Below are 21,900 nucleotides of genomic sequence, written 5' to 3' on the forward strand. Positions count from 1 at the left end.
ACCTTGGATAAACTCTTACGCCTATCCACCCTGATCGATCGCCTCAATGAATATATCGGACGGTTCATGAATGGGCTAGTCCTGCTGATGGTCCTCGTTGGCGTCTGGAACGTCATCGGTCGCTATCTGGGACGTGCCGTGGGTCAAAATTTGACCTCCAATGCCCTGATTGAAACCCAATGGTATATTTTTGACCTAATTTTCCTATTAGGTGCAGCTTATGCCCTCAAGCATGATGAGCACGTTCGGGTTGATGTTTTTTATAGCAGTTGGTCACCCAAACGAAAAGCCTTATTAGACTTAATTGGCACCCTGTTATTCCTCATTCCTTTTTCGATTTTGGCGATATTTTTCTCTTGGAATACCATCGCCGCATCCTGGGCGATCGGGGAAGTTTCCCCAGATCCAGGGGGATTACCCCGCTACCCCATTAAAACGGTTATTCTCATCAGCTTCTTCCTCCTTATTCTCCAAGGAATTTCTGAAGCGATTAAAAAGTTTGCTATTTTCCAAGGCTGGCTAACCCCCCAAGAGGAACGTCATGAATCTGAGTTATGACTATCAATGGCTAGGCCCTGCCATGTTTGCCGGTGCCTTAGTCCTCTTATCCTTTGGCTATCCCGTCGCGTTTTCTCTCGGTGGTGTCGCCATCATATTTGGTCTAATCGGGATGGCTTTAGGTGTTTTTGATCCCGTTCTGTTAAACGCGATGCCCTTGCGAATCTTTGGCATCATGGAAAACTATACCCTCCTCGCTATCCCCTACTTTATTTTTATGGGGGCGATGCTAGAAAAATCCGGCATTGCCGAAAACCTATTAGAAACAATGGGGATTCTGTTCGGGCGTTTGCGTGGGGGATTAGCCCTAGCCGTGGTCTTAGTCGGGGCATTATTAGCCGCTACCACCGGCGTTGTGGCCGCAACTGTCGTGGCGATGGGATTAATTTCTCTACCGATTATGTTGCGATATGGCTATAACAAACAACTGGCAACCGGAGTAATCGCCGCCTCGGGAACCCTCGGACAAATTATCCCCCCTTCCGTCGTATTAGTGGTGCTTGGGGATCAGTTAGGAGTTTCTGTAGGGGATTTATTTATCGGTTCATTAATCCCCGGATTAATGATGGCCGGTGCCTTTGCCTTGCACGTCGTAATCATTGCCTTTTTACGGCCTGATTTAGCCCCCGCATTGCCCTCAGAAGTCCGCACCATGACTGGGACCAAATTATTCATGCGCATCGTCACGGTCATGATTCCCCCGACCCTGTTAATTTTACTGGTCTTGGGTAGTATCTTTTTTGGAATTGCCACCCCTACGGAAGCTGGTGCTGTCGGTGCATTGGGTGCACTTATCCTAGCCGGGGCCAACCGTAGACTCAGTTGGGCATCTGTTCAAGGCGTCTGTGACATTACCCTCCGGACCACCACAATGGTAATGTTTATCCTCATTGGTTCTACCGCATTTAGCCTAATTTTCCGAGGCTTACATGGGGATAGTTTTATGTTTGATTTACTTACCAACTTGCCTGGGGAAACTACTGGTTTTTTGGTAGTCAGTATGCTGACGGTTTTCATCCTGGGGTTCTTTATCGATTTCTTTGAAATTGCATTTATCGTAGTTCCCCTATTTGTCCCCGTCGCCCAAACATTAGGCTTAGATTTAGTCTGGTTTGGGGTCATTTTAGGCGCAAACCTCCAAACCTCTTTTCTAACTCCTCCATTTGGGTTTGCCTTATTTTATCTGAGAGGTATCGCCCCACCGGAAGTCACAACGGGCGATATTTATCGCGGGGTCATCCCCTTTATTTTGATTCAGCTTTTTGTCTTGATTCTGTTGATTATTTTTCCGGGAATTGTGAGTTTTTTACCCTCGCTCTCTTAACGTTTTCTCCTGAACTGGATTGTGCAAAAAAAACACCCCCAAAGGAGTGTTTAAATGGGTTAAAAGTTGCTAAATCTAGTTCAGGAATCTTTGATTAACTTAAGGAAACTGAACTGCGGGAATAGGAAGCTCGGAACGTCGGATGAACTTTGCCTTGGATGCGATTCCAGTAGTTGGAAATATCGGTAGACAGACCCACTTCCGCAGCCACTCGACCGAGCATAGCCTGTTGACGTTTCTTAATAGACCTGCCATTGGAAAGGGTCAAAGCCCGAGCTTTTTCTTCTAAATTCGCGACCCATAATTGATCGACAGGTGCGGTGGGAATGAAGGAGGGAGTCTCGTAGCTTTCTTTAACAACCACCTGAGCAGGACCTGTAGAATAGCTGGCCCCGCGATACATCAGTTCAGGGGTTGGTTCCTCCATCGGATACGCTTGGGCATTGTTTAACCGCCAGTGTACGCCCCGATATTGACCTGTCATTACTAGGGGGTTGTTGGGGGTGGGAACGGCGTTGGATTCATAGCTAATCCCACGATAGGTAAGTTTCATGCGCGTCTTCTACTCCTAAAACAGTGTCGTGATCGAGTAAGCCGCGTTCCTTCGGGACAACTCCCTACTTCCGTCCCTGCCGGGAATCTAACAATCTGATAGTTCGTAAAACCCGTAGAGATGAACGTATGAATAATTTCTGTATTAATTTTTACAGTTTTGCCAGTCTGTGTCAAGTATTTCAGGATACCTTTACAAAACTTGACAAGGTGCAGGAGAGGGGAGAACAGAAGCGATCGCCCATTGCCTCTCCCTTCCCTCATTTCCAGTGGTTCAACGCAAAAAAAGACACCCTTGGTAGGTGTCTTTTTTAACTGCGAATCGCAGGGATTTAGCCTAAATAAACCTCTTGCTTTCAGGGGAGCATCGATCCCCCCAAATCCCCTTAAAAACGCCAATCGGCTTTTTACACTTCGGCAAAAAGTCTAAATGAGTGCGCTTTAGTGGGCAGATCCGTTACCGTGATAGTTATCAGAATCGTAGAAGCCGTTTTTGGTGCCAAAAAATAGGCAGGATACGATAAAAACAATGCTCAGAATTGGCAGAATTAATTTGATATCCATAAATTTCCAGTAACAACAAAACCAGGATGAATGAAACCCCAGGGACTATTGTAGAACCTGAATGGCTGGCCCGTCCATCTACGGACGTCGCACCGGCTTTAATTGGTTGCACTTTAGTCCGGCAACTGCCCGATGGTCAACGAATTCGGGGGACAATCGTAGAAACTGAAGCCTACGAACCGGGAGACCCAGCCAGTCATGCCTACCGACGGCCCACCCCGCGTAATCAGGCTATGTTTGGGCCACCAGGAACGATTTATGTCTATCTGATTTATGGGATGTACCACTGCCTGAATATTGTATGCGATCGCCCCGGGGTTGCCAGTGCGGTCCTGATTCGCGCTTTACAACTGGATGGGATGCCACCGGGGATCCAGACGCGGGAAAAATTAGCTCGCATTGCCGCAGGACCCGGGAAACTCTGTCGGACCCTACAAATCGATCGCAGTTTGAACGATCGCCCCTTACAAACAGGAGGTCCCCTGTGGTTGGAACATCGGCCCCCAGAATTTCAGCACCCGTTAAACCAGGGGACCCTAAGCTTGGTTCAAACCTACCGAATAGGGATTTCCGTGGGAACCGACTTGCCTTGGCGCTGGTACTTGGCAAATAGTCCAGCAGTCTCGAAACCTTAAAGATTTGATGGGATCTATAAAAACTCGCACCCTCTTCATAGAGCGTTCCGTTAGAAAAGGGTGGGGGCTGCGCTTAAATCTCCAAAGGTTCTCCGCGTTCAGTAAATTCCACCCTCTGGATTTGCCACTGGGGATTTTCCGTTAAGGTTCGTTCCAGACTGTCGAAGAGGGAAAACCGCTCACAGCTAGATAGGGAGACAAATTGCCGTTGAGAATTGGGATCCGCCCGCAGATCCACCGTGGCAACTCCCGTAGTGTTATCCACAGTGACCCGATAACCGACAATATCAAAATCTACTGTCCCGGCATTTTGGATCACTTCACCGACTGCCGCCTCAATGGGGCGATCGCTGGGAACCGACACCGTTTGCGGCAACAATTCTTGACACTGGGGGTCCGCTTCGTAAATCGTTACGTTCGCCATCGCCACGGACTGGGGTTGTTGGGTATCCGGAGAAACCGCCCCATTGGAGGGGGATGAGGGCATCCCCGGGTCCGTGGTGGTGGGTGGCGTCCCACAGCCCGTCACGGACAATAACATCACGAGAGTGATGCCAATGATCGGCTGGGCTATATATTTTTTGAGGATAGAATTCGCGTGAAAAACTTTTTGCATGGCTACTACCTGGACTCGCCGCCACATTATTTCTTTGGCTGATTTTGTTTCTTCAGAATACGATACGGTGCTGCAAACTGCCGCTAGTTTTGGGGAGGTCCTCTCCCGACGCATGAAAAAAGTGCCGACTCTGCAAGGGCAGGTGGTGGCTAATTTATTTTTTGAACCCTCTACCCGGACCCGCAGCAGTTTTGAACTGGCAGCCAAACGACTCTCGGCAGATACCCTAAATTTTGCCCCCGGATCCTCTTCCCTGACGAAAGGGGAGACGATTTTGGATACCGCCAAAACTTATTTGGCAATGGGAACGGATTTGATGGTGATTCGCCATCGGGAGGCGGGAGTTCCCCAGGCGATCGCCACGGAAATGGACCGACTGGGTTCACGGGTGGGGGTTTTGAATGCCGGAGATGGGCAACATGAACATCCCTCCCAAGGATTGCTCGATTTGTTTACCATTTGCTCTGTGCTGGATCGGGACCGCCCTCGCCTGGAACTGCTGCAAGGGAAAAAAATTGCGATCGTCGGGGATATTCTGCATTCGCGGGTCGCGCGATCGAATATTTGGAGTTTGACAGCAGCTACAGGGGCTGAACTGCATCTGGCGGGACCTCCGACCCTCCTACCTCAACTGTTTGCAGATATGGGAGTGGGTAGAGCGGGTCAGTTATCGTTACATTGGACGGTAGAAGAAGCCCTGGAAAATGCCGATTTTGTGATGACTCTGCGATTACAAAAAGAGCGGATGAGCCAGCATCTTTTGCCCAGTTTGCGGGAGTATCATCAGCATTATGGAATTACTCGCGATCGCCTTAAACTCTGTAACCCGAATGTCAAAGTGTTACATCCAGGTCCCGTGAATCGGGGAGTAGAAATTAGTTCCGATCTGATGGATGACCCCCAGTTTAGCCTGATTTCCCAACAAGTCACGTCCGGGGTGGCAGTCCGCATGGCGTTGCTCTATCTGATGGGGGGCGGCAAGGTTCAGTAGAATGAACCGAGGGATTTTAAACTGAGGGGTAACTGACCCTAACCCCTGCATCAACGATGACCAATCCAACCTTATCAAGCCCGGTCCCGGATGCGATCGCCACCCCAAAAGGCGATCGCTTTGCCCTGACTTTTGCCCCCCTCTCCCTAGAGGAAGTTTATGCCTTAGCTGATGACCCTGGCAATGGGGCTGTTGTGGTCATGAGTGGCATGGTTCGCAATCAAACCGATGGGAAACCCGTCGTTGCCCTAGAGTATCAAGCTTATGCACCAATGGCAGAGGCGGTTTTTCAGCAAATAGCGGCCTCAATCCGGTCTACTTGGCCCGATGTGCAGCGCGTGGTGATCTTTCATCGCATGGGGCGCTTACAAATTGGTGAAATTAGTGTCTTAGTGGCGGTGGGTTCTCCACATCGGCGGGAGGCTTTTGAAGCCTGTCAGTATGCGATCGATACCCTCAAGCACAATGCCCCCATTTGGAAAAAAGAACATTGGGCTGATGGTTCTAGTTCGTGGGTGAGTATTGGCGCTTGTGAAACCCAGGATGAATAACCAGAAATCCACTGGTTAAGAGGGGATAATCGCTGAAAATTCATAAGCTGGGGAAACAATTGACCTGTTCACGAGTCTTGCACTCCATAGGGACAAACCCAAACCTGCCATTCACCCAACTCCCGGAAACGGGAACTTTTGCTAGGATAAAAGTGTCTCCAGTGCCTGGAATGTTATAACACTCATTCCAACCCCATCAGCACCCTTTCGACAGGAAGGGACTTCGGGCAATCATCCGGAACTTAAACGCTGACACTGCCAATTGTGCCGTTACCGGGTAAACAGTTGATGAATACCCCCTTAATTCGGATGATGTAAAAGTCTGAAATTGCCAGACTTGTCTAAAAGGCAAACATCAGGGTAACGGTCGGCCAAGAGAACACCTACGGGTTTCGGAGAGTTCCAGCGGATTATTATTTATCCAGGAAAAAAACTCTCCATATTCTCGCCGTAAATGACGGGGTTTCCGACCCGTTTTTAACAGATGAGTTACACTCCTTCTACATCCTGGCAAACGGGTGAGGCCACTAATTCTCCAGCCTCAGTGCAACCAGATAAACTGTCAAATTACGATTTAGTCCTGCGCTGTCAGGAGGGTCTGAGTCCGGACCGTTCTGCCTTTGCTGAACTGCTACGCCGCTATCAGTCTCATGTGGATAAAATTTTGTACCACTTGGCTCCTGATTGGCAAGACCGAGCAGATTTAGCACAGGAAGTTTGGATTCGGGTTTACCGCAATGTCAAACGGTTAAACGATCCGGTTAAATTCCGGGGTTGGTTGAGCAGAATTGCCACCAATTTGTTCTACGATGAGCTACGCAAGCGCAAGCGGGTGCGCGACCCCCTCTCTTTAGATGCCCCTCGGATGTTAGAGGATGGGCAAATGGATTGGGAAATAGCTGCGGATGAACCGGGTCCCGAAGATGACTTAACTACTCGCGAATTTTACGACCAATTACGCGCCGCGATCGCTGATTTACCGGAAGTATTCCGCACGACTATTGTTTTGCGGGAAATTGAAGGGTTAGCATATGAGGAAATTGCTGAAATTACCGGCGTTTCTCTCGGCACAGTAAAATCCAGAATTGCCCGCGCCCGTCAGCGTCTGCAAGTTCAACTTCAAACTTATTTGGACAGTTAGGCGTCGGGTTGCGGTGTTTGAAACGCAAGTTTTTCATATAACGTAACGTTGTATTTTCCAACGTTAGACGCCCAATCTATTCAGATATGATTATTAGTAAACAAGCTTGCAGTTGTGATTATTATTCAGGGTGCATTATCCAGTTTGATTTGGTGGTGGTGTTGACATGAATCCTAACTATGAATCCCATCACACTCCTAAAAAACCAGCCCTAGGGGGTTCACGATCTTTTAACTTAACCGATCGCAATCAGCCAATGGCACTATGGAATTCCGTGACCCCACATTCAGCCCAGCTCGACGATGATCTCACCGCCGATCAATTTGAATTACTCAGCGCTTACCTTGACGGTGAAGTAACGGACACCGAACGGGAAGAAGTGCAGGGCTGGCTAGAAGATGATGCCTCACTTAAACACTTACATTCCAGACTTTTAACCCTGCATCAGGGATGGACTGAGCTACCGGCACCGCCGGAGACCCAGCCGGTTGATTCCTTGCTCAGTGCGGTTTTTAGTCGAATTGACGAAATCGAACAACAAGAATCTGTCACCACCATCGTTACGGATCACACTGGATCTGCTATTTCTGCCGATCGCGTTGAGTTGCTCAGTGCCTACCTCGACGGTGAAGTAACTGATACCGAACGTCAGCAAGTTGAAACCTGGCTCTCGACGAATGCCTCACTCCGTGACTTACATTCGAGACTCTTAACGCTGCATCAGGGGTGGACTTCCCTTCCGGCCCCATCACAGGCACAACCTGTCGATGTCTTGCTCAGTGCAGTCTTTAGTCGGATTGACGAAATCGAACAACAAGAAGCCGTCACGCCTCTTGTTGCCGATCGCCCAGTTGCCACAATTCCTGCCGATCGCGTTGAGTTGCTCAGTGCCTACCTCGATGGTGAAGTAACTAAAACGGAACGTCAGCAAGTTGAAAGCTGGCTCTCCAGTGATCCGTCATTCCGAGACCTCCATTCAAGACTTTTAAACCTGCATCAGGAATTAGTTTCCCTACCGGCACCATCACAGGCACAACCTGTCGATGTCTTGCTCAGTGCAGTCTTTAGTCGGATTGACGAAATCGAACAACAAGAAGCCGTCACGCCTCTTGTTGCCGATCGCCCAGTTGCTGCGATTCCTGCGGAGCAATTTGAGTTGCTCAGTGCCTACCTCGATGGTGAGGCAACTTCTGCCGAATCTCAGCAAGTTGAAAGCTGGCTCTCCAGTGATGCTACATTCAGACAGGTCCATTCAAGACTTTTAAACCTCCGTCAGGAATGGGTTGCCCTTCCGGCACCATCAGAAGCACAACCTGTCGATGCCTTGCTTAGTGCAGTCTTTAGTCGGATTGACGAAATCGAACAACAAGAAGCCGTCATGCCTCTCGTTGGCGATCGCGCCCTTGCCGCAATTCCTGCCGAGCAATTTGAGTTGCTCAGTGCCTACCTCGATGGTGAGGCAACTCATGCCGAATCAGAACAGGTGGAAACCTGGCTCTCCCGTGATGCCACATTCAGACAGGTCCATTCAAGACTTTTAAACCTCCGTCAGGAATTGGTTTCCCTCCCGACACCATCAGAGACACAACCTGTCGATGCCTTCCTCAGTGGGGTCTTTAGTCGGATTGACCAACTCGAACAATTGGAAGCTAAAATTCCAGTGGTTTGTGAAGGAGAAAATGCCGCCATTGCTGCGGGACGATTTGAATTAGTGAGTGCTTATATCGATGGCGAGGCAACTCAGAGCGAACGTCGTCAGGTTCAAGAGTGGCTCGATCGCGATCCCGAGGTGAAACGCCTCTATTTGAACTTGATTAAACTGCGCGAAAGTGTGCAAGTTATGCCTGTTCCTGCGCCGGTGCAACCTGTGCAAGAAACCGTCCAGAACTTGTTCCGACGCCTCGATCGCCAGCGTCAGCGGCGGGTTTTATGGGGTGGCGTCGCGATCGCTGCCTTGGTGTTAGCCGGGTTATCAAGCCTCATTTTCCGCGATCGGACCTACAGCCCTCAAATGGCAACGGTCCCCGCAGAAACCCCAACGCCTTCTGAACGCTTGATGATTGCCTTAAATGGTTCAGTTGTCGAGATTCCGGAAGCTCCGGAAGCGACAGAACCCAAACCCATTGAATCCCGCGCTTTGTTTGTGGAATAATGAGATAAACTCAATCGGAATCAGGACTCACAAGGTTAAGGGTGAACTGGGGGATTCCTGGGATGGGATCGAGTTGATGTGAACGGGGCAAAAATCATACAAAAATACCAGAGATTGGGTGAAAAGAACAAATCAAACGGGTGTTCTGATCGGCGATCGCCCATAGCTAAAGCTGCTCCCTTCTGCAAAGGATGGAAATAGGCTAAAGCTATGGGCTTTTGCTTGCAACCCGCTATAGAATCTCTATTATCAAATCCGGTTGTGCAAGACCTACTTTACTCTTAAACCCGCGCAAATGAGCTAGTCTGTAAAAACCTCTTTTCATAACCGATACGGAAAACCGAACGATTTATCTAGGGTATCCGTAGAATCTCGGAACCCAGTTTGAAAATAAAACCAATAGATGAAAGCCCCAAAGTGGGTGAAAAAACTGAATTGCTGATTCCTACGAATTTTTAGGGTACGGATGAGCAAGGGAGTCTGGACAGTAAACGTTAAAAACCCCCTTTCTTTACCTAATCTTTACACATTCGCCCTAACAGAGGACCAGAAAGCCGGTTTCTTGTTCTGTGAATTGCAAAACCCCGAATTAATCCCTTAGAGGAGCAGTTCAGAGGTTAAAAACATTGTCTCAACTCCATTGCGATGAGCGATGAAGGGCTTCTTCTCCGTAATTTTACGGTCATCCTAAACATAACCGAACCCGAAGTTTAAACTGACTAATCTGGGCTAATGAAATTCCGAGCCAGGGAACATTCCTTGAGAGCTTTACCCTCTGTAGATAAAACTTTACGGAGTTTTTATCCATCCTGATTCTTGTCTCATTCGTTATGCCAGGGTTAGGTTATCTAATTTTTTTAGAGGGAATCGATAGAGCCATAACTTTACTAAAGATTTACACACATTTTCCTGTTATCTAGGGAACAATAGGATTGATATCATATCAATGACTTTATAGCATCCTCCTTTAGAAATAACCTCTCAATGGGAACTGTATCGATTGTAGATGCTCTATAGGGGATGACGAGAGAGGATCTTGAATCCCATACTTTAAGAAAGCGAAACCCTTACACAGGTTTTCCGTCTTTCGAGCCGGTAGGAGGGAGTTTCCGGGTGAGTGGATTTCCAGATATTCCATTTGTGGAGGGCTGGAGAGTCATAGAGTCATCGAAGCCTAACCCGCCTAAGTCAGAGTTACCAGGTTACATCCAGCAGTTTAGAAGCCCTTCCTCGCCGATAGAGCAATCACTCTGGCGATCGCGATTATTCCCTCGCGGACAAATTTTTTGAGGGGGCTTCATAAAAGTTAACCTCGGCGTGAGGAAGACTGGAAAAATTAAGGGGTGAAATTCAGGATAATTTTGAAGCATTTAAACGTCATTCTATTTAGTCTATACCGGAGAGGAACCCATGAATCTTAAACAGCTATTACAAATCACGATCGCCGGGGTTGTAGCCACCGCTATTCCCCTGATCAGCGCCCCAAAATCGGTTGCCCAGTCTGCAGCACCCCTCAGTTCCTTTCAGTGTCAGATTTCTCCCGATCAACTCTTTGTCACCCTAGCGGTTCGCCAAAATGGACAGGTGTCAGACCCCATGATCGTCTGGAAAACCGAGGAGTTTAGCGGAGCAGGATATACCCCCGAACGCCGCTGTACAGAAGTTACCAACCGCCTCAATAGCTTGTTACAGGAAAATAACCAGAGTTTAGAGGGACTTTACATGACGGCTGGATTAGTCAATGGTGAGGCGGTTCTCTGTGCCGTTAGCAGCACCCGAGCCGGTTGCAATACCAGAAATGTGCTATTTACCCTCAACCATGCCAACCGTCGTAACCCCAGCCAAATGTTAAGAAATCTCGCCAGTGCAGGGGTTGTAGGCAGCGGAAGCGCGATTCAAGAGTCCGGAGGACAACCCTACGTGGATTTACAAATCCTAGTCAATCAACTCTTTTAATCCTCCTATCCTTAGAACTTGTACAAAGCATTTTGCTGGAAATCGCCGAGGCTTGGCGAACTGGAATAGCAAGATTTCAGTCGATGGGTCCAGTCAGGAATAGAGAATCGAATTATGAGTCTGAAAACAATGGGCCGATGGGTTGCAGCCCTTTTACTGGCAACCCCAGGCAGTTTACTCCTATCCCCCAGCAGTATGGCGTCATCCCCCACGTCAGTGGTGTCTTTTGAATGCCACCCCTCGGATAACGTTTATACCCTTCGCGCGGTCCGAACCGATGGATCGGTATCAGAGTCGATGATTTCTTGGAGAAATCAAGGCTATCCGAGTGCCAATGATTCTCTGGCGAGCTGTCAGCAGGTGTCAAACCAACTGAATGCCGTGTTGCATAACAATGGCAATAGCCTCAGTGGGTTATATCTCACCGTTGGGCGAGTCAATGGAGAGATGGTGGTTTGTGCCGTAAATCGGACGGATGTCGGCTGCAATCGCCAGAATGTTTTGTTTGCTTTCAATGGCAATAACCGTGCCGAACCCGCTAGATTGCTGGGGGGATTACTTGGGACGGATAGCTTAATTAACCTAGTCGTAGTGGGGAATTTGTTGCAGGATTTTTCCCCCCTGCCTACGCTAGTTTTGACAGGGTAGTAGAGATTCTGTTTGAACCCCAAGGAGAAAAGAAGTGAGGAAAGCGTATGAGCTTTATCAAGATAGCCCGCGATTCGTGCCGAACGTGGGGCGATCGCGAAGCTTTACACCACCCGATCGCGCCGGTTGCCCACTCCGGGAGACTGTCCATTGGTAAATAACCTAGAGAGAGGTGAAACTTTCTCTAGGTTTTTTATTCAGAAAAATAGAGAGGAAACATTAAAGGTTACCGGAGCAATCCCTGCTCTCGGCAGAGCCCGTCACAAAAGCTTGATCCTTCTTCGGGGTCAAGGCGAATTACAATTCGAGGGCCGGGGTCTAACCTATTAGGAAAATACGGGCTTGAAGGGTTAAATTTTCTCCCCTCAAGCTGCTTGATTCAAAACTCTATATTACCCATTTTTATGTTATTATTTGGTCGATTTCCGACTTATTTGTTCGCTACAACGGGAGCAGTGGCGATCGCCTTGGTGGTGCGGATCACCCAGGCCCTCCCCCTGGTGGCGAGTGGCTCGTTAGCTCCGGAACAGGTGAATGCGATCGCCTCCCAAACCACGGTGATTATTGCCCAAGGATTACAAGAAGGAGACATTGAAGCTCGCCAAGAATGGAATCCCGGATCAGGGGTGATTGTGGCCCGGGATGGCAATACTTACTCGGTCTTAACTGCACTCCATGTCGTCAGAACCCGCGAAGTAGTTTATGGGGTCAGGACCAGTGACGGGAAAGTGCATCAAGTGGATGATGTGGAGACCCAAAGTAATATTATTCCCCTGGGGGAAGAACAAGGGGAGTTAGGCGAGACAATTCAGGGGCTTGATCTGGCGATTATTACCTTTACCAGCAATCAAGACTATCCTATTGCCGTGATGGGAGACTCTCACCCTATTGATCGCGGCGCACCCGTCTATATCTCCGGTTGGCCCAATCCTGAAGATGAAAGCGCCCGCCGAGTCCGCGAGTTCCGGGAAGGAAATCTTACGGACATTGCCAATCCGCCCTCGGATGATGGGGGATACAGCTTGCTCTATACCAACGAGACGAAGCGGGGGATGAGCGGGGGACCCGTTTTTAATCAAGATGGGGAGTTAGTCGGCATTCACGGACGGGGACGCGCTCAGGAAGACCGCTATTGTGTCGATCCGGAGTTAAGCCAAAACAATAGTTGTGGGATCCAAACCCTGCATTTTATCGATCGCGTCCAACGGGAGCAACTTACCCTCTCGTTTGCGAAACCCCCGGTGGATCCCGAGGCGATCGCCCACGGGATGACCAATATGGAACAGGCGGACACGATTGAAGATATTTATAAAGATTTTACTTTCTTGCGATCGCTCCTGCGGGATAGCCCCTCTGGGGGTTGCTCTAGCCTCTTACTCGGAGAACCCTGTAATTGAGACGCCCTTAATTTTCCCATTTTGGGACCGCTTCCGAGAGAATGAGATGGGAAACACCCTACCCCATTTCCCTCTTTTATGTGGCATTTTATCCCAGAGACCTTATCCACAGCTTGTTTTATCTGACTCGCATGAAAACCGCTATTGCTGGTGTTGTCGTCTTTCTCGTGACTCTGCCCTCCATTAGGGCAACTGCTTCCCCTGCCTTGATACTGAGGGTAGAACCCTCCCCGGCAGAGGACCGGCAACGGATTGAACTGACCACAGAAAGTCCCAACGCTCCAGCAAACACCCGCACCCTGGAGGGTGGGGCTATACGGACAAAGCCTGCCTACCCAGGTTCATTGAGAAAACAGATCTTTGATAACCGGATTGGGGAGCAACTCAGCCTCTCCGGGAATTTAGGGATTCTTTCCCCGGACAATGTTTCGGACTCCGCGAGGGATAATAGCCCGCTTCTCGTTACTCAAGACAATCCAAATCCCCCCCTATCCGAACAGTCGTCTCCGGTCAACGGGACCTTGGACAATCCAGACTCGCTTTTCCCCCTATCCCAGGGACTTCTCGATACCGATCCAATGGCCCAAACGACCTCAGTCTCGCAACTCTTTGATGTGCAACCCACGGATTGGGCATTTCAAGCCCTCCAATCCCTGATCGAGCGCTACCGTTGTATTCAAGGGTATCCAGACGGGACATTTCGGGGCGATCGGGCTGTAACTCGCTATGAATTTGCCGCTGGGTTCAATGCCTGCCTGGAACGGATGAATGAGCGGATTGCTAGTGCCGGGGAAGTCATTTCCCGCGATGATTTATCGGTCCTCGAACAACTACAACGGGAATTTGCCGCCGAATTAGCGACGTTAAAAGGTCGGGTGGAAAATTTAGAGGTGCGAACCGCTGAATTAGAGTCGCAACAATTTTCTCCCACGGCAGTGTTGGGGGGAGAAGCAATTTTTGCCTTAACCGGAGGGAGTGGGGGAGAACCCCCGGGAGAAGGAGAGAATAATCTCGTGTTTTCTTATCTCGCTCGCGTTGGGGTGGTGGCTTCTTTTACCGGGAGAGATAGACTCCGCCTAGAGTTATCTTCGGGCAATTTTGGCGATCGCGGTTTTGCTAGTCCGGAGTCTTTTAATACGGATATGGCATTGCTATCTTATCAAGGGGGATTTAGCGATCGCGTGGTTTTGGATAAGTTAGAATATCGCTTTGCCCTGAGCGATCGGGCGGTTGTTACTTTCCGTCCGGTTGGCTTTAGTTTAAGTAGTGTTCTCACCGCTAATTCCGGCTATTTTGATGCCGGTCGAGGTGCCCTGTCTCGTTTTGCCGAAGCGAGTCCGATTTTTAAAATTGGCAGCCTGGATGCCGGTGCCGGGGTGGATTTGTTACTCAGCGATCGCGTGCGATTACAGGCGGCTTATGGCACCCGCAATAGTAGTAGTCTCACGGAAGGCGCTGGGATAGTCGGTGGTGATCATAGTGCGACAGGGATACAATTGCTACTTAAACCCACCAATACTGCGATCGCGGGTTTAACTTATGTGAATGCCTACGCCAAAGATGGCCGCCTAGATACTTTCACCGGCAGTTTTCTCGCAGATACCGGCGGAATTATGGATGAACCAGCCCAGATTAATGCGATCGGGGGTTCCCTGCAATGGCGTTTTCATCCAAATCTCACTTTTGGTACTTGGGGAGCCTGGATGTTCACCAACTCCACCGTTTCCGATGCCTCTGCCACTACCACCACTTACCTTTTTTCCCTCGGATATTCCGACCCCTTCGGCAGACCCGGAGATTTGCTCGCCTTGCTCGTTGGTCAACCCCCAAAATTAGTGGATAGCACCGATTTATTTTTAGAGGAAGACCCGGATACCTCCCTGCATTTTGAAACCTTTTATCGCTGGCGTGTCAGCGATCGCATTTCTATTACCCCCGGCATCATGTTCATCACCAATCCCGAACATAATGCTAATAATGAAGATATTTTTATCGGCACCATTCGTACTACCTTCCGCTTTTAGGAAACTCATTTTATGTCTGAAAAAACTGCAAAATTAATCCTATCCCTGACTATATTTCCCATCCTGTTGGGACTCCTTTCATCCATCAAGGTTATCGCCCAAGAAACCGAACCCTGTTTAGTCGAAGCCAGACCCGGCACCAGTCCGGTTCCCGCTTGTCCCCCCAGACTCCGCACCCCCATTCAACCCACTTTTTCTGAAGAGGAAAGACGAGGATTTCAACAGCGAGGATTTGACAATTTTTTACGGGATGCCCTCAATGGAAATAGTGACCCGATCGGTGGCGGAACGATTGGCGGAGGTGTAGAAAGCGATGCCGGACTTGTACCGATTTCTCCTGAAGTTCGGGGCATTGGCCCGACTTTTGACCCGACTGATGTAATTATTCCTCGGGGTGGTGTGAGGGGGCGCTGACATCTCTAACCACTGATTACACCTAGTTTCACTGATTTTTATAAAATTTTAGGGATTTTTCGCTAAAAAAGGGAAATGGGGTTGACAGGGGGGATTGACTTTGATAAATTATTATTTATAATGGGAGGATTTGTAAAAATATTATTAGAGTCAACATCCCATTATGAATATAATACGACATCAAATCAAGAATTGCAATCCCCTTCACCCCAAATTTTTTGCGCCGTATTCCAGTGGAGGGGAAGAGGATGAAGGGAACGCTTCTACCTGTTCAGACCTTCATCCTGAGAACAATCAATTTGTTTTATCCCAAAAACAGAGTATAAGCGGGATTTTTGTTCTCATCCCAATAGCGATAGCCGACATTATCTAAAAAGGCTTGCCATTCCTGCATTTCTTCCGGCGGGACTTGCATTCCCACGACAATGCGCCCGTAGTCAGACCCATTATTCCGATAGTGGAACAAGCTGATATTCCAGTTGCGGCTCATGTGTCCGACGAACTTCATTAGGGCCCCGGGACGTTCGGGAAATTCAAAGCGGTAGAGTAATTCATTGTGAGCAAGGGGAGAATGTCCTCCGACCATGTGACGTAAATGTAACTTTGTGAGTTCGTCATCGGTGAGGTCGAGGGTTTTGAATCCATTGGCCTCGAAGGTTTCTACCATCTTAGCGGCATCGGCGCGGTTGGTGATTTGCATTCCCACAAAGATATGTGCTTCTTTTTGGTCGGCGATGCGATAGTTAAATTCTGTGAGATTTCGTCTCCCGATACAGTCGCCAAATTTGCGCAAACTTCCCGGTTCTTCGGGAATAGTAACGGCAAAGATTGCTTCGCGGCGTTCCCCAAATTCGGCACGTTCGGCAACAAATCGGAGGCGATCAAAGTTCATGTTTGCACCGCAGGCAACGGCAATTAAGGTTTCGCTTTGGATGCCTTCTCGTTCGACATAGGCTTTTGCACCGGCGATCGCCAAGGCACCGGCAGGTTCTACAATCGATCGCGTATCTTCAAACACATCTTTAATCGCCGCACAAGTATCATCAGTGCCGACGAGGATAATATCATCTACATATTGTTGACACAACCGGAATGTTTCTTCCCCGACTTCTCGAACTGCTACCCCATCAGCAAATAATCCCACTTGAGATAAGCGCACACGATGTCCCGCTTGGAGGGATTGGGACATAGCATCGGCATCTATGGGTTCAACCCCGATAATCTTAATTTCTGGACGTAAGCGCTTAACATAGGCGGCAATTCCCGAAATCAAACCACCCCCCCCGATCGCCACAAAAATGGCATGAATCGGTTTCTGATGTTGCCGTAAAATTTCCATGCCAATGGTTCCCTGTCCCGCAATTACATGAGGGTCATCAAAGGGATGAATAAAGGTTAATCCTTTTTCCGCCTCCAATTCCCGGGCATAAGCATAAGCATCATCATAAGTATCCCCATGCAACACCACTACTCCCCCACGGGATTTTACCGCATCTACCTTGACTTGAGGCGTTGTCACCGGCATCACAATAATCGCCTGGGTTCCCAGACGGGAGGCACCGAGGGCAACCCCTTGAGCATGGTTCCCCGCAGAAGCAGCAATGACGCCCTTTGCCAGGAGTTCTGGCGGCAGTTGCGCCATTTTGTTGTATGCACCCCGCAATTTAAAGGAAAACACGGACTGCATATCTTCCCGTTTGAGTAGGAGTTGATTATCCAGTCGGGCGGAGAGATTGGGGGCATACTCTAGGGGCGTTTCTTGGGCAACATCGTAGACACGGGCGGTCAGGATTTGGACCAGGTAATCGCAATACATGGGGTCAGGGGGGTTGGTAAAAACGGGATAATCTTTTATCTTACGCTACTGGTGTGACCGCTCTCTAGTCTCTGAGCAAAATTGCTAGGGTGTAGAACCGAGATTGAGGGCAGTCGGGTTAGGGGTAATGGATCCAAACCCTTGGTGAGGCGAAAAAAGCTTGAATTTGAGCGTTCAAAATATTCTCTGGGTTGCAAGATTAAGTTTCCCTAAAGAAACCGGCCATTTTAGAGGGGAAAAGCTATGATTGCAGACAACCTTTTTTATGGTGAGGATTCCGAATTGTGGATAAGTCCATTATTCAGTTAGTTGACGAGCTACCCACTGACAACATTACGGTAAAAGCGTTAAAGGCATTGGATTATTTGATGCCCGGTCAGTGGGATAATCTAGTTGGTTTTGACAATAGTATCCGAGCCATTACGGGAGAAAGTGACCCCCAGGTTATACAGAAGATTCGCGATCGGGCTGCCGCTTTGTATCAAGACCCGAAACAAGGGTATCAAACCGCCATCAAACTCTATCAGACGATTGACCGTGCTGATGCAGCCTTAGCAACGGCAGCTTTAGCCAATAAGGTGGGAGAAAAAATCAGTTTTCTGTCGTTTTTAAATAAAATGACGCCAAAAGCCGATACGACACAAACCATTGATTTATTGCTAAAAGTTGTTGTAGAACTGATTGCCTACTGCAAACTTAATGGGTTACCAAATCCCAATCCTCAACAATTTGCGGCTGCCTTGGCAAATAACTATCAAGATGCAGCTTTAATGCGAATGATGGCATTGGTTTGCATTGATGGCGTGTTGCCTCTTGGCCCCAATTTTCTAGGAAAAATTCACGAAGTGATGGCTGGGACAGAGGGAAATCTCATCACCGGAAATCCTATATTTGTAGCGGTGAATAATTTTATTCCCGGAAACAGTCCCTCGGATAAAGTGGGATTTATTAATCAAGGTTTTGCTGCGGTAGAAGGTTGGATGAATAACCTAGTGGCTAAAACGGGGGTGACGCCTCAATCTATTGTGCAAAGTTTAGGAAATTTCATTCAAATTGCTGATGATAACTTAGACTTTGTAGCAGTATTTTTAGACCAAACGACCAATTATTACGAACATACTGGCCTTCAAACTGTAGCCCGAAAATTGATTGTAGAGGCTAAAAATTCTATCAACTTAGGGGAACTACCCGAAGCGGGAAAAATTTCCTCGGGGTATGCGGTGGGTCAAACGGTAGAAGTTTGGGATGGAGAGGACGAGGATTGGTATGAGGCAACTATCCTCAAAATTAAAGAGGATGAATATTTTGTCCATTATGTGGGGTATGGTTCCTCTGATGATGATTGGATAGAGGAAGAAGATCTGCGCGATCGCAATTATTCGCCCTCAGATGACTATGATTATGCCGTTGGTCAAAAAGTGAAAGTTTGGGATGACGAAGAGGAGGAATGGTACACCGCCATCATCCAGGAGGTTAAACGCAAGCAATCTTTCCTGCATTATCTCGATTATGATTCCTCCTATGATGAATGGGTCGATAATGATGAAATCAGTTAAAAGATTGCGCCGAGGAATTGGGTAGAGAGACTCAATACTCTGGAAAATCAATTACCCATCAATAAAATCTAGGGTCAAGGTGGGTTGAACAAGGATCACCCACCTTTTTTTAATGAAATTTCTCCTAAATGTTACAGAATGAAGCTCGTCCTTGATGTATGACTGGGGTTTTGAGGGCGGGATTGAGAGAAGAACCTGTATATCTTATTTCGGCCTTGTCTCTTGACGGATGTGATTATCTTTCGTATAATTAGAGGCGATCGCAACTGGGGACAGTAAGGGGCGATCGCGCTCACATCTTACTGAATCTAGCTTCGATAAAATTGATGCTTGAGCCCGACTATTCTCTCCACTTAGAGGGAATCGTCTCGGGGAATTATTCGTATCCTACAAAAACAGTAAACAAGGGTAAATTTATGGTACAATCTTCAGCGGATAAAAAATTACCTTTATTAAATAAAATACCTGAACCTCTCAAAACCTTAATCAACAAAATCAGGGAGGATCATTATCCAGAGCTTTATGAACCCGAGGCTGATGAAACAGCCTCCCTAGACGATGCTTTAACCGACATTTTAGATGTTTTTCAAAACAGTGGAAAAACCTTGTGTCACCTTCGATATGTCTGGTTAGCCTTAATTTTGGCGTTAGTCGTCGAGCCAATAGTAGAGTCTTATCAGCCGCAAAATAATTTTACAAAAGCCACCTTAGAAGTTTTAGAGCGTTGGATATTTTTCCAAATTGACTCCACCCTATCATCCGCACAGTTAAATCTTGAATTACAACAAGATACAAACAAGTTAGAAGCCATTTTTTCAGACCCAATTGATCCAGTTAAAAATGGAGAAATAGCAAATTTACAAATTATTTCTGAATGCCGAAATGTTTTTAAAAATGCCATCGGGGTGCTAGATCGCGAGCAAGCGAAAGAAGCAACCTTAGCAATTTTAAAAGATTGTCTGGCAGGATATGCCATTTCCCCGGCTTCTTCGGAACGACGTCATTTATTTGACTGGTGGTTATTAGAGGTAGTTCCAGCCAGTTGGTATTTACTATCTCCACGGGCGCTTTATCTAGGAGAAGGGCTGGAAAATCCAGAAGAATTTCATTTAGAACGAATCAAAAAACTTCAAGAAATCAGTAGTCAAGTGAGGTGTATTTTTACAAAAAATTCGAGTATATAGAATTGAGAAAATAGAGGTGGTGAGAATTAGGAGTGTTGAGGCGATCGTCCTTTGCCAACCTCAGAGTGATCGCCACGATCCTGAAGTCACCACCGCCTCACAACTGCGCTGCCACATCCACACCATCCAACCTCCAGGCGATCTGCAAAAACTCGCCATCCTCCTCACCGATTGCCAACATCCTACCCCAAGGCTTATTACTTTGTGCTGCTCACTTTCTCATATAATCACCCATTACCATCCCTAAAAGAGCTAATATGGCTCCTTGATTTTTTTAACAAAATTCCGTAAAATTACTGATGCTTGGAAACATAAGAAAAGTTTTAATAAGTAATAAGCAAAATCCACTATAGACGGTAAAAAGCAAGCAGAGTTCCCAGAGCATCATACTCATTTAGCCATCCCTAGCCAGGAGTACCCATCGTGCCGATCCTCTTAAATAATCGCTATAAAGTTATAAAATCCCTGGGAAGCGGTAGTTTCGGCGAGGCATTCCTGGCAGAAGACACCCAGATGCCGTTGCAGCAAAACTGTGTCATTAAGCAACTCAAACCCCAAGTCAAACCCCAATTTTACCAAATCGTTAAAGAACGATTCAAACAGGAAGCCGCTACATTGCAAACTTTGGGGGAGCATAATCAGATTCCTCGGTTGTACGCTTACTTTGAGGATGCGGGAGAGTTTTACTTGGTGCAGGAATATATCAACGGTGAAACCCTAGAAGCGAAGGTGCAAAGGGAGAGTAAACTCAGTGAAAGTGCCGTTAGAGAAATTTTGACCAGTCTCTTGCGAGTGCTGGAGTACATCCACGGCAATAAAATAGTTCATCGCGATATCAAACCGGACAATATTATTTTGCGCCATCCCGATGGCAAGCCGGTTTTGATTGACTTTGGTGCGGTTAAGGAAGCCATGAGTACCCTGCTCAATACCCAAGGAAACGCTGTTAACTCGATTGTAATTGGTACTCCTGGGTTTATGGCTTCCGAACAGGCAACGGGTAGACCTGTTTATTCTAGTGATTTATATAGTTTGGGACTGACGGCAATTTATTTGCTCACGGGTAAGCTGCCGCAAGATTTGGCGACGGATCCCGTTACGGGAGAAATTATTTGGCGGCATGATGCGCCTGTCGTGAGTACCAGTTTAGGCGATGTGTTAGATAAGGCAGTTCGCTCCCACGCTCGCGATCGCTACTCTAGCGCAGGGGAAATGCTCTATGCCTTAGAATCTTTTACGCAGGTGCAGCCGAATACTCCTTATCCTGTGCCACCACCTACACCCATAGCAACAGCATCCCGCTTATCGGCATCAAAAAATAGACAGGGTTTGGTGATTGCTGCTGTTGTTTCTCTGGTTGTTTTAGGAATGGGGATGCGATCGCTTCCCTACTTATGGAAACCGAAAGTACAAGCCAAAGCCTTAACGATTGGAACGTTAAGCGATCCCAAGTACAACGGGGATTTAGCCGATTATTTGCAAAAAGAGTTAATTCCCAGTAATTTTATTGAATTTTTTCTGGGGAAAAAAGTAGGCTTGGCGATCGATGGTGAGCAGAATCTACCTTACCAAGAAGCTAAGAATCGAATAGCTCAGAAACAGTGGGATATTGCCTTTACCCTGTCTCCGATCATTTCTGTTGCTGCAAAAGATAATGGCTATAGGTTTGCCGCTTTAATGTTTCCTGAAAATCCACCTTATTATCAGTCTGCATTGTACGTCAGAGCCGACGGCGTTGCACATTTATGGTATGATTCCATTGGACAGGGTTCAATTCCTTCAATTGGGGAGGGGTATAGTCCTATGTTTCAGGTAGTACAG

Annotated in this window: 19 protein-coding genes and 1 riboswitch; of the genes, 16 read left to right on the plus strand and 3 right to left on the minus strand. The window is 47.8% G+C overall.

What is annotated here, in order from left to right; translation table 11 throughout:
- The first annotated feature begins 3 nt into the window (after window positions 1-3).
- Entirely contained in the window at window positions 4-558 is a 555-nt protein-coding gene (locus NG796_RS09615; RefSeq protein WP_261206244.1) for a TRAP transporter small permease subunit, read from the plus strand.
- Entirely contained in the window at window positions 542-1,882 is a 1,341-nt protein-coding gene (locus NG796_RS09620) for a TRAP transporter large permease subunit (RefSeq protein ID WP_261206245.1), read from the plus strand. Before NG796_RS09615 ends, NG796_RS09620 begins: the two co-directional genes overlap by 17 nt.
- A gap of 94 nt (window positions 1,883-1,976) precedes the next feature.
- Here NG796_RS09620 and NG796_RS09625 read toward each other — a convergent pair whose 3' ends face one another.
- Complete coding sequence (locus NG796_RS09625; protein WP_261206247.1) at window positions 1,977-2,435, minus strand: DUF4278 domain-containing protein; 459 nt, start codon at window positions 2,433-2,435, stop codon at window positions 1,977-1,979.
- A gap of 40 nt (window positions 2,436-2,475) precedes the next feature.
- Window positions 2,476-2,564, minus strand: a riboswitch (Glutamine riboswitch).
- 460 nt (window positions 2,565-3,024) lie between these two features.
- Here NG796_RS09625 and NG796_RS09630 point away from each other — a divergent pair.
- Complete coding sequence (locus NG796_RS09630) at window positions 3,025-3,633, plus strand: DNA-3-methyladenine glycosylase (RefSeq protein ID WP_261206249.1); 609 nt, start codon at window positions 3,025-3,027, stop codon at window positions 3,631-3,633.
- 73 nt (window positions 3,634-3,706) lie between these two features.
- Here the strand turns inward: NG796_RS09630 and NG796_RS09635 are convergent, their stop codons facing one another.
- Window positions 3,707-4,249 carry a GerMN domain-containing protein gene (locus NG796_RS09635; RefSeq protein WP_261206251.1) on the minus strand — a complete coding sequence of 181 codons (543 nt, stop codon included), beginning with the start codon at window positions 4,247-4,249 and terminating at the stop codon, window positions 3,707-3,709.
- Here NG796_RS09635 and NG796_RS09640 point away from each other — a divergent pair.
- The 9 genes from NG796_RS09640 (at window position 4,248) to NG796_RS09680 (ending at window position 15,523) form a co-directional block, all read left to right on the plus strand.
- On the plus strand, window positions 4,248-5,240 hold the full coding sequence (locus NG796_RS09640; RefSeq protein ID WP_261206253.1) for an aspartate carbamoyltransferase catalytic subunit: 993 nt from the start codon (window positions 4,248-4,250) through the stop codon (window positions 5,238-5,240). The two genes, NG796_RS09635 and NG796_RS09640, sit on opposite strands and share 2 nt — an antisense overlap.
- A 56-nt stretch (window positions 5,241-5,296) precedes the next feature.
- Entirely contained in the window at window positions 5,297-5,791 is a 495-nt protein-coding gene (locus NG796_RS09645; protein ID WP_261206254.1) for a molybdenum cofactor biosynthesis protein MoaE, read from the plus strand.
- A 484-nt stretch (window positions 5,792-6,275) separates the two neighbouring features.
- Window positions 6,276-6,932: a sigma-70 family RNA polymerase sigma factor gene (locus NG796_RS09650; protein ID WP_254564807.1), complete on the plus strand. Its 657-nt coding sequence runs from the start codon at window positions 6,276-6,278 to the stop codon at window positions 6,930-6,932.
- Between the two features lie 166 nt (window positions 6,933-7,098).
- On the plus strand, window positions 7,099-9,084 hold the full coding sequence (locus tag NG796_RS09655; protein ID WP_261206257.1) for an anti-sigma factor family protein: 1,986 nt from the start codon (window positions 7,099-7,101) through the stop codon (window positions 9,082-9,084).
- A gap of 1,410 nt (window positions 9,085-10,494) precedes the next feature.
- Entirely contained in the window at window positions 10,495-11,040 is a 546-nt protein-coding gene (locus tag NG796_RS09660; protein WP_261206259.1) for a COP23 domain-containing protein, read from the plus strand.
- A 114-nt stretch (window positions 11,041-11,154) separates the two neighbouring features.
- Window positions 11,155-11,688: a COP23 domain-containing protein gene (locus NG796_RS09665; protein WP_261206261.1), complete on the plus strand. Its 534-nt coding sequence runs from the start codon at window positions 11,155-11,157 to the stop codon at window positions 11,686-11,688.
- Between the two features lie 404 nt (window positions 11,689-12,092).
- A complete protein-coding gene (locus NG796_RS09670) occupies window positions 12,093-13,085 on the plus strand; it encodes a serine protease (protein ID WP_261206263.1) in 993 nt (330 codons plus the stop codon).
- A 41-nt stretch (window positions 13,086-13,126) separates the two neighbouring features.
- On the plus strand, window positions 13,127-15,109 hold the full coding sequence (locus NG796_RS09675) for an iron uptake porin (RefSeq protein WP_261206265.1): 1,983 nt from the start codon (window positions 13,127-13,129) through the stop codon (window positions 15,107-15,109).
- A gap of 12 nt (window positions 15,110-15,121) precedes the next feature.
- Complete coding sequence (locus tag NG796_RS09680) at window positions 15,122-15,523, plus strand: hypothetical protein (protein ID WP_261206267.1); 402 nt, start codon at window positions 15,122-15,124, stop codon at window positions 15,521-15,523.
- A gap of 304 nt (window positions 15,524-15,827) precedes the next feature.
- On the opposite strand, the gene ilvA is transcribed toward NG796_RS09680, so the two are convergent.
- A complete protein-coding gene (gene ilvA, locus NG796_RS09685; protein ID WP_261206269.1) occupies window positions 15,828-17,339 on the minus strand; it encodes a threonine ammonia-lyase, biosynthetic in 1,512 nt (503 codons plus the stop codon).
- 284 nt (window positions 17,340-17,623) lie between these two features.
- Between ilvA and NG796_RS26435 the strand changes: the two genes are divergently transcribed.
- From NG796_RS26435 to NG796_RS09705, 4 genes are all read left to right on the plus strand, one after another.
- The gene (locus NG796_RS26435; protein WP_261206271.1) at window positions 17,624-18,895 is read left to right on the plus strand and encodes a Tudor-knot domain-containing protein; all 1,272 of its coding nucleotides are present in this window, start codon (window positions 17,624-17,626) and stop codon (window positions 18,893-18,895) included.
- 416 nt (window positions 18,896-19,311) lie between these two features.
- Window positions 19,312-20,079 carry a hypothetical protein gene (locus tag NG796_RS09695; RefSeq protein ID WP_261206273.1) on the plus strand — a complete coding sequence of 256 codons (768 nt, stop codon included), beginning with the start codon at window positions 19,312-19,314 and terminating at the stop codon, window positions 20,077-20,079.
- Window positions 20,080-20,095: 16 nt separating this feature from the next.
- On the plus strand, window positions 20,096-20,326 hold the full coding sequence (locus NG796_RS09700) for a hypothetical protein (protein WP_261206274.1): 231 nt from the start codon (window positions 20,096-20,098) through the stop codon (window positions 20,324-20,326).
- Window positions 20,327-20,502: 176 nt separating this feature from the next.
- Window positions 20,503-21,900: protein kinase domain-containing protein (locus NG796_RS09705; RefSeq protein WP_411268794.1), on the plus strand; the 1,398-nt coding region annotated here is incomplete at its 3' end.

Origin of the sequence: Laspinema sp. D2d (genome assembly GCF_025370755.1) — a bacterium.
Taxonomy (GTDB): Bacteria; Cyanobacteriota; Cyanobacteriia; order Cyanobacteriales; family Laspinemataceae; genus Laspinema.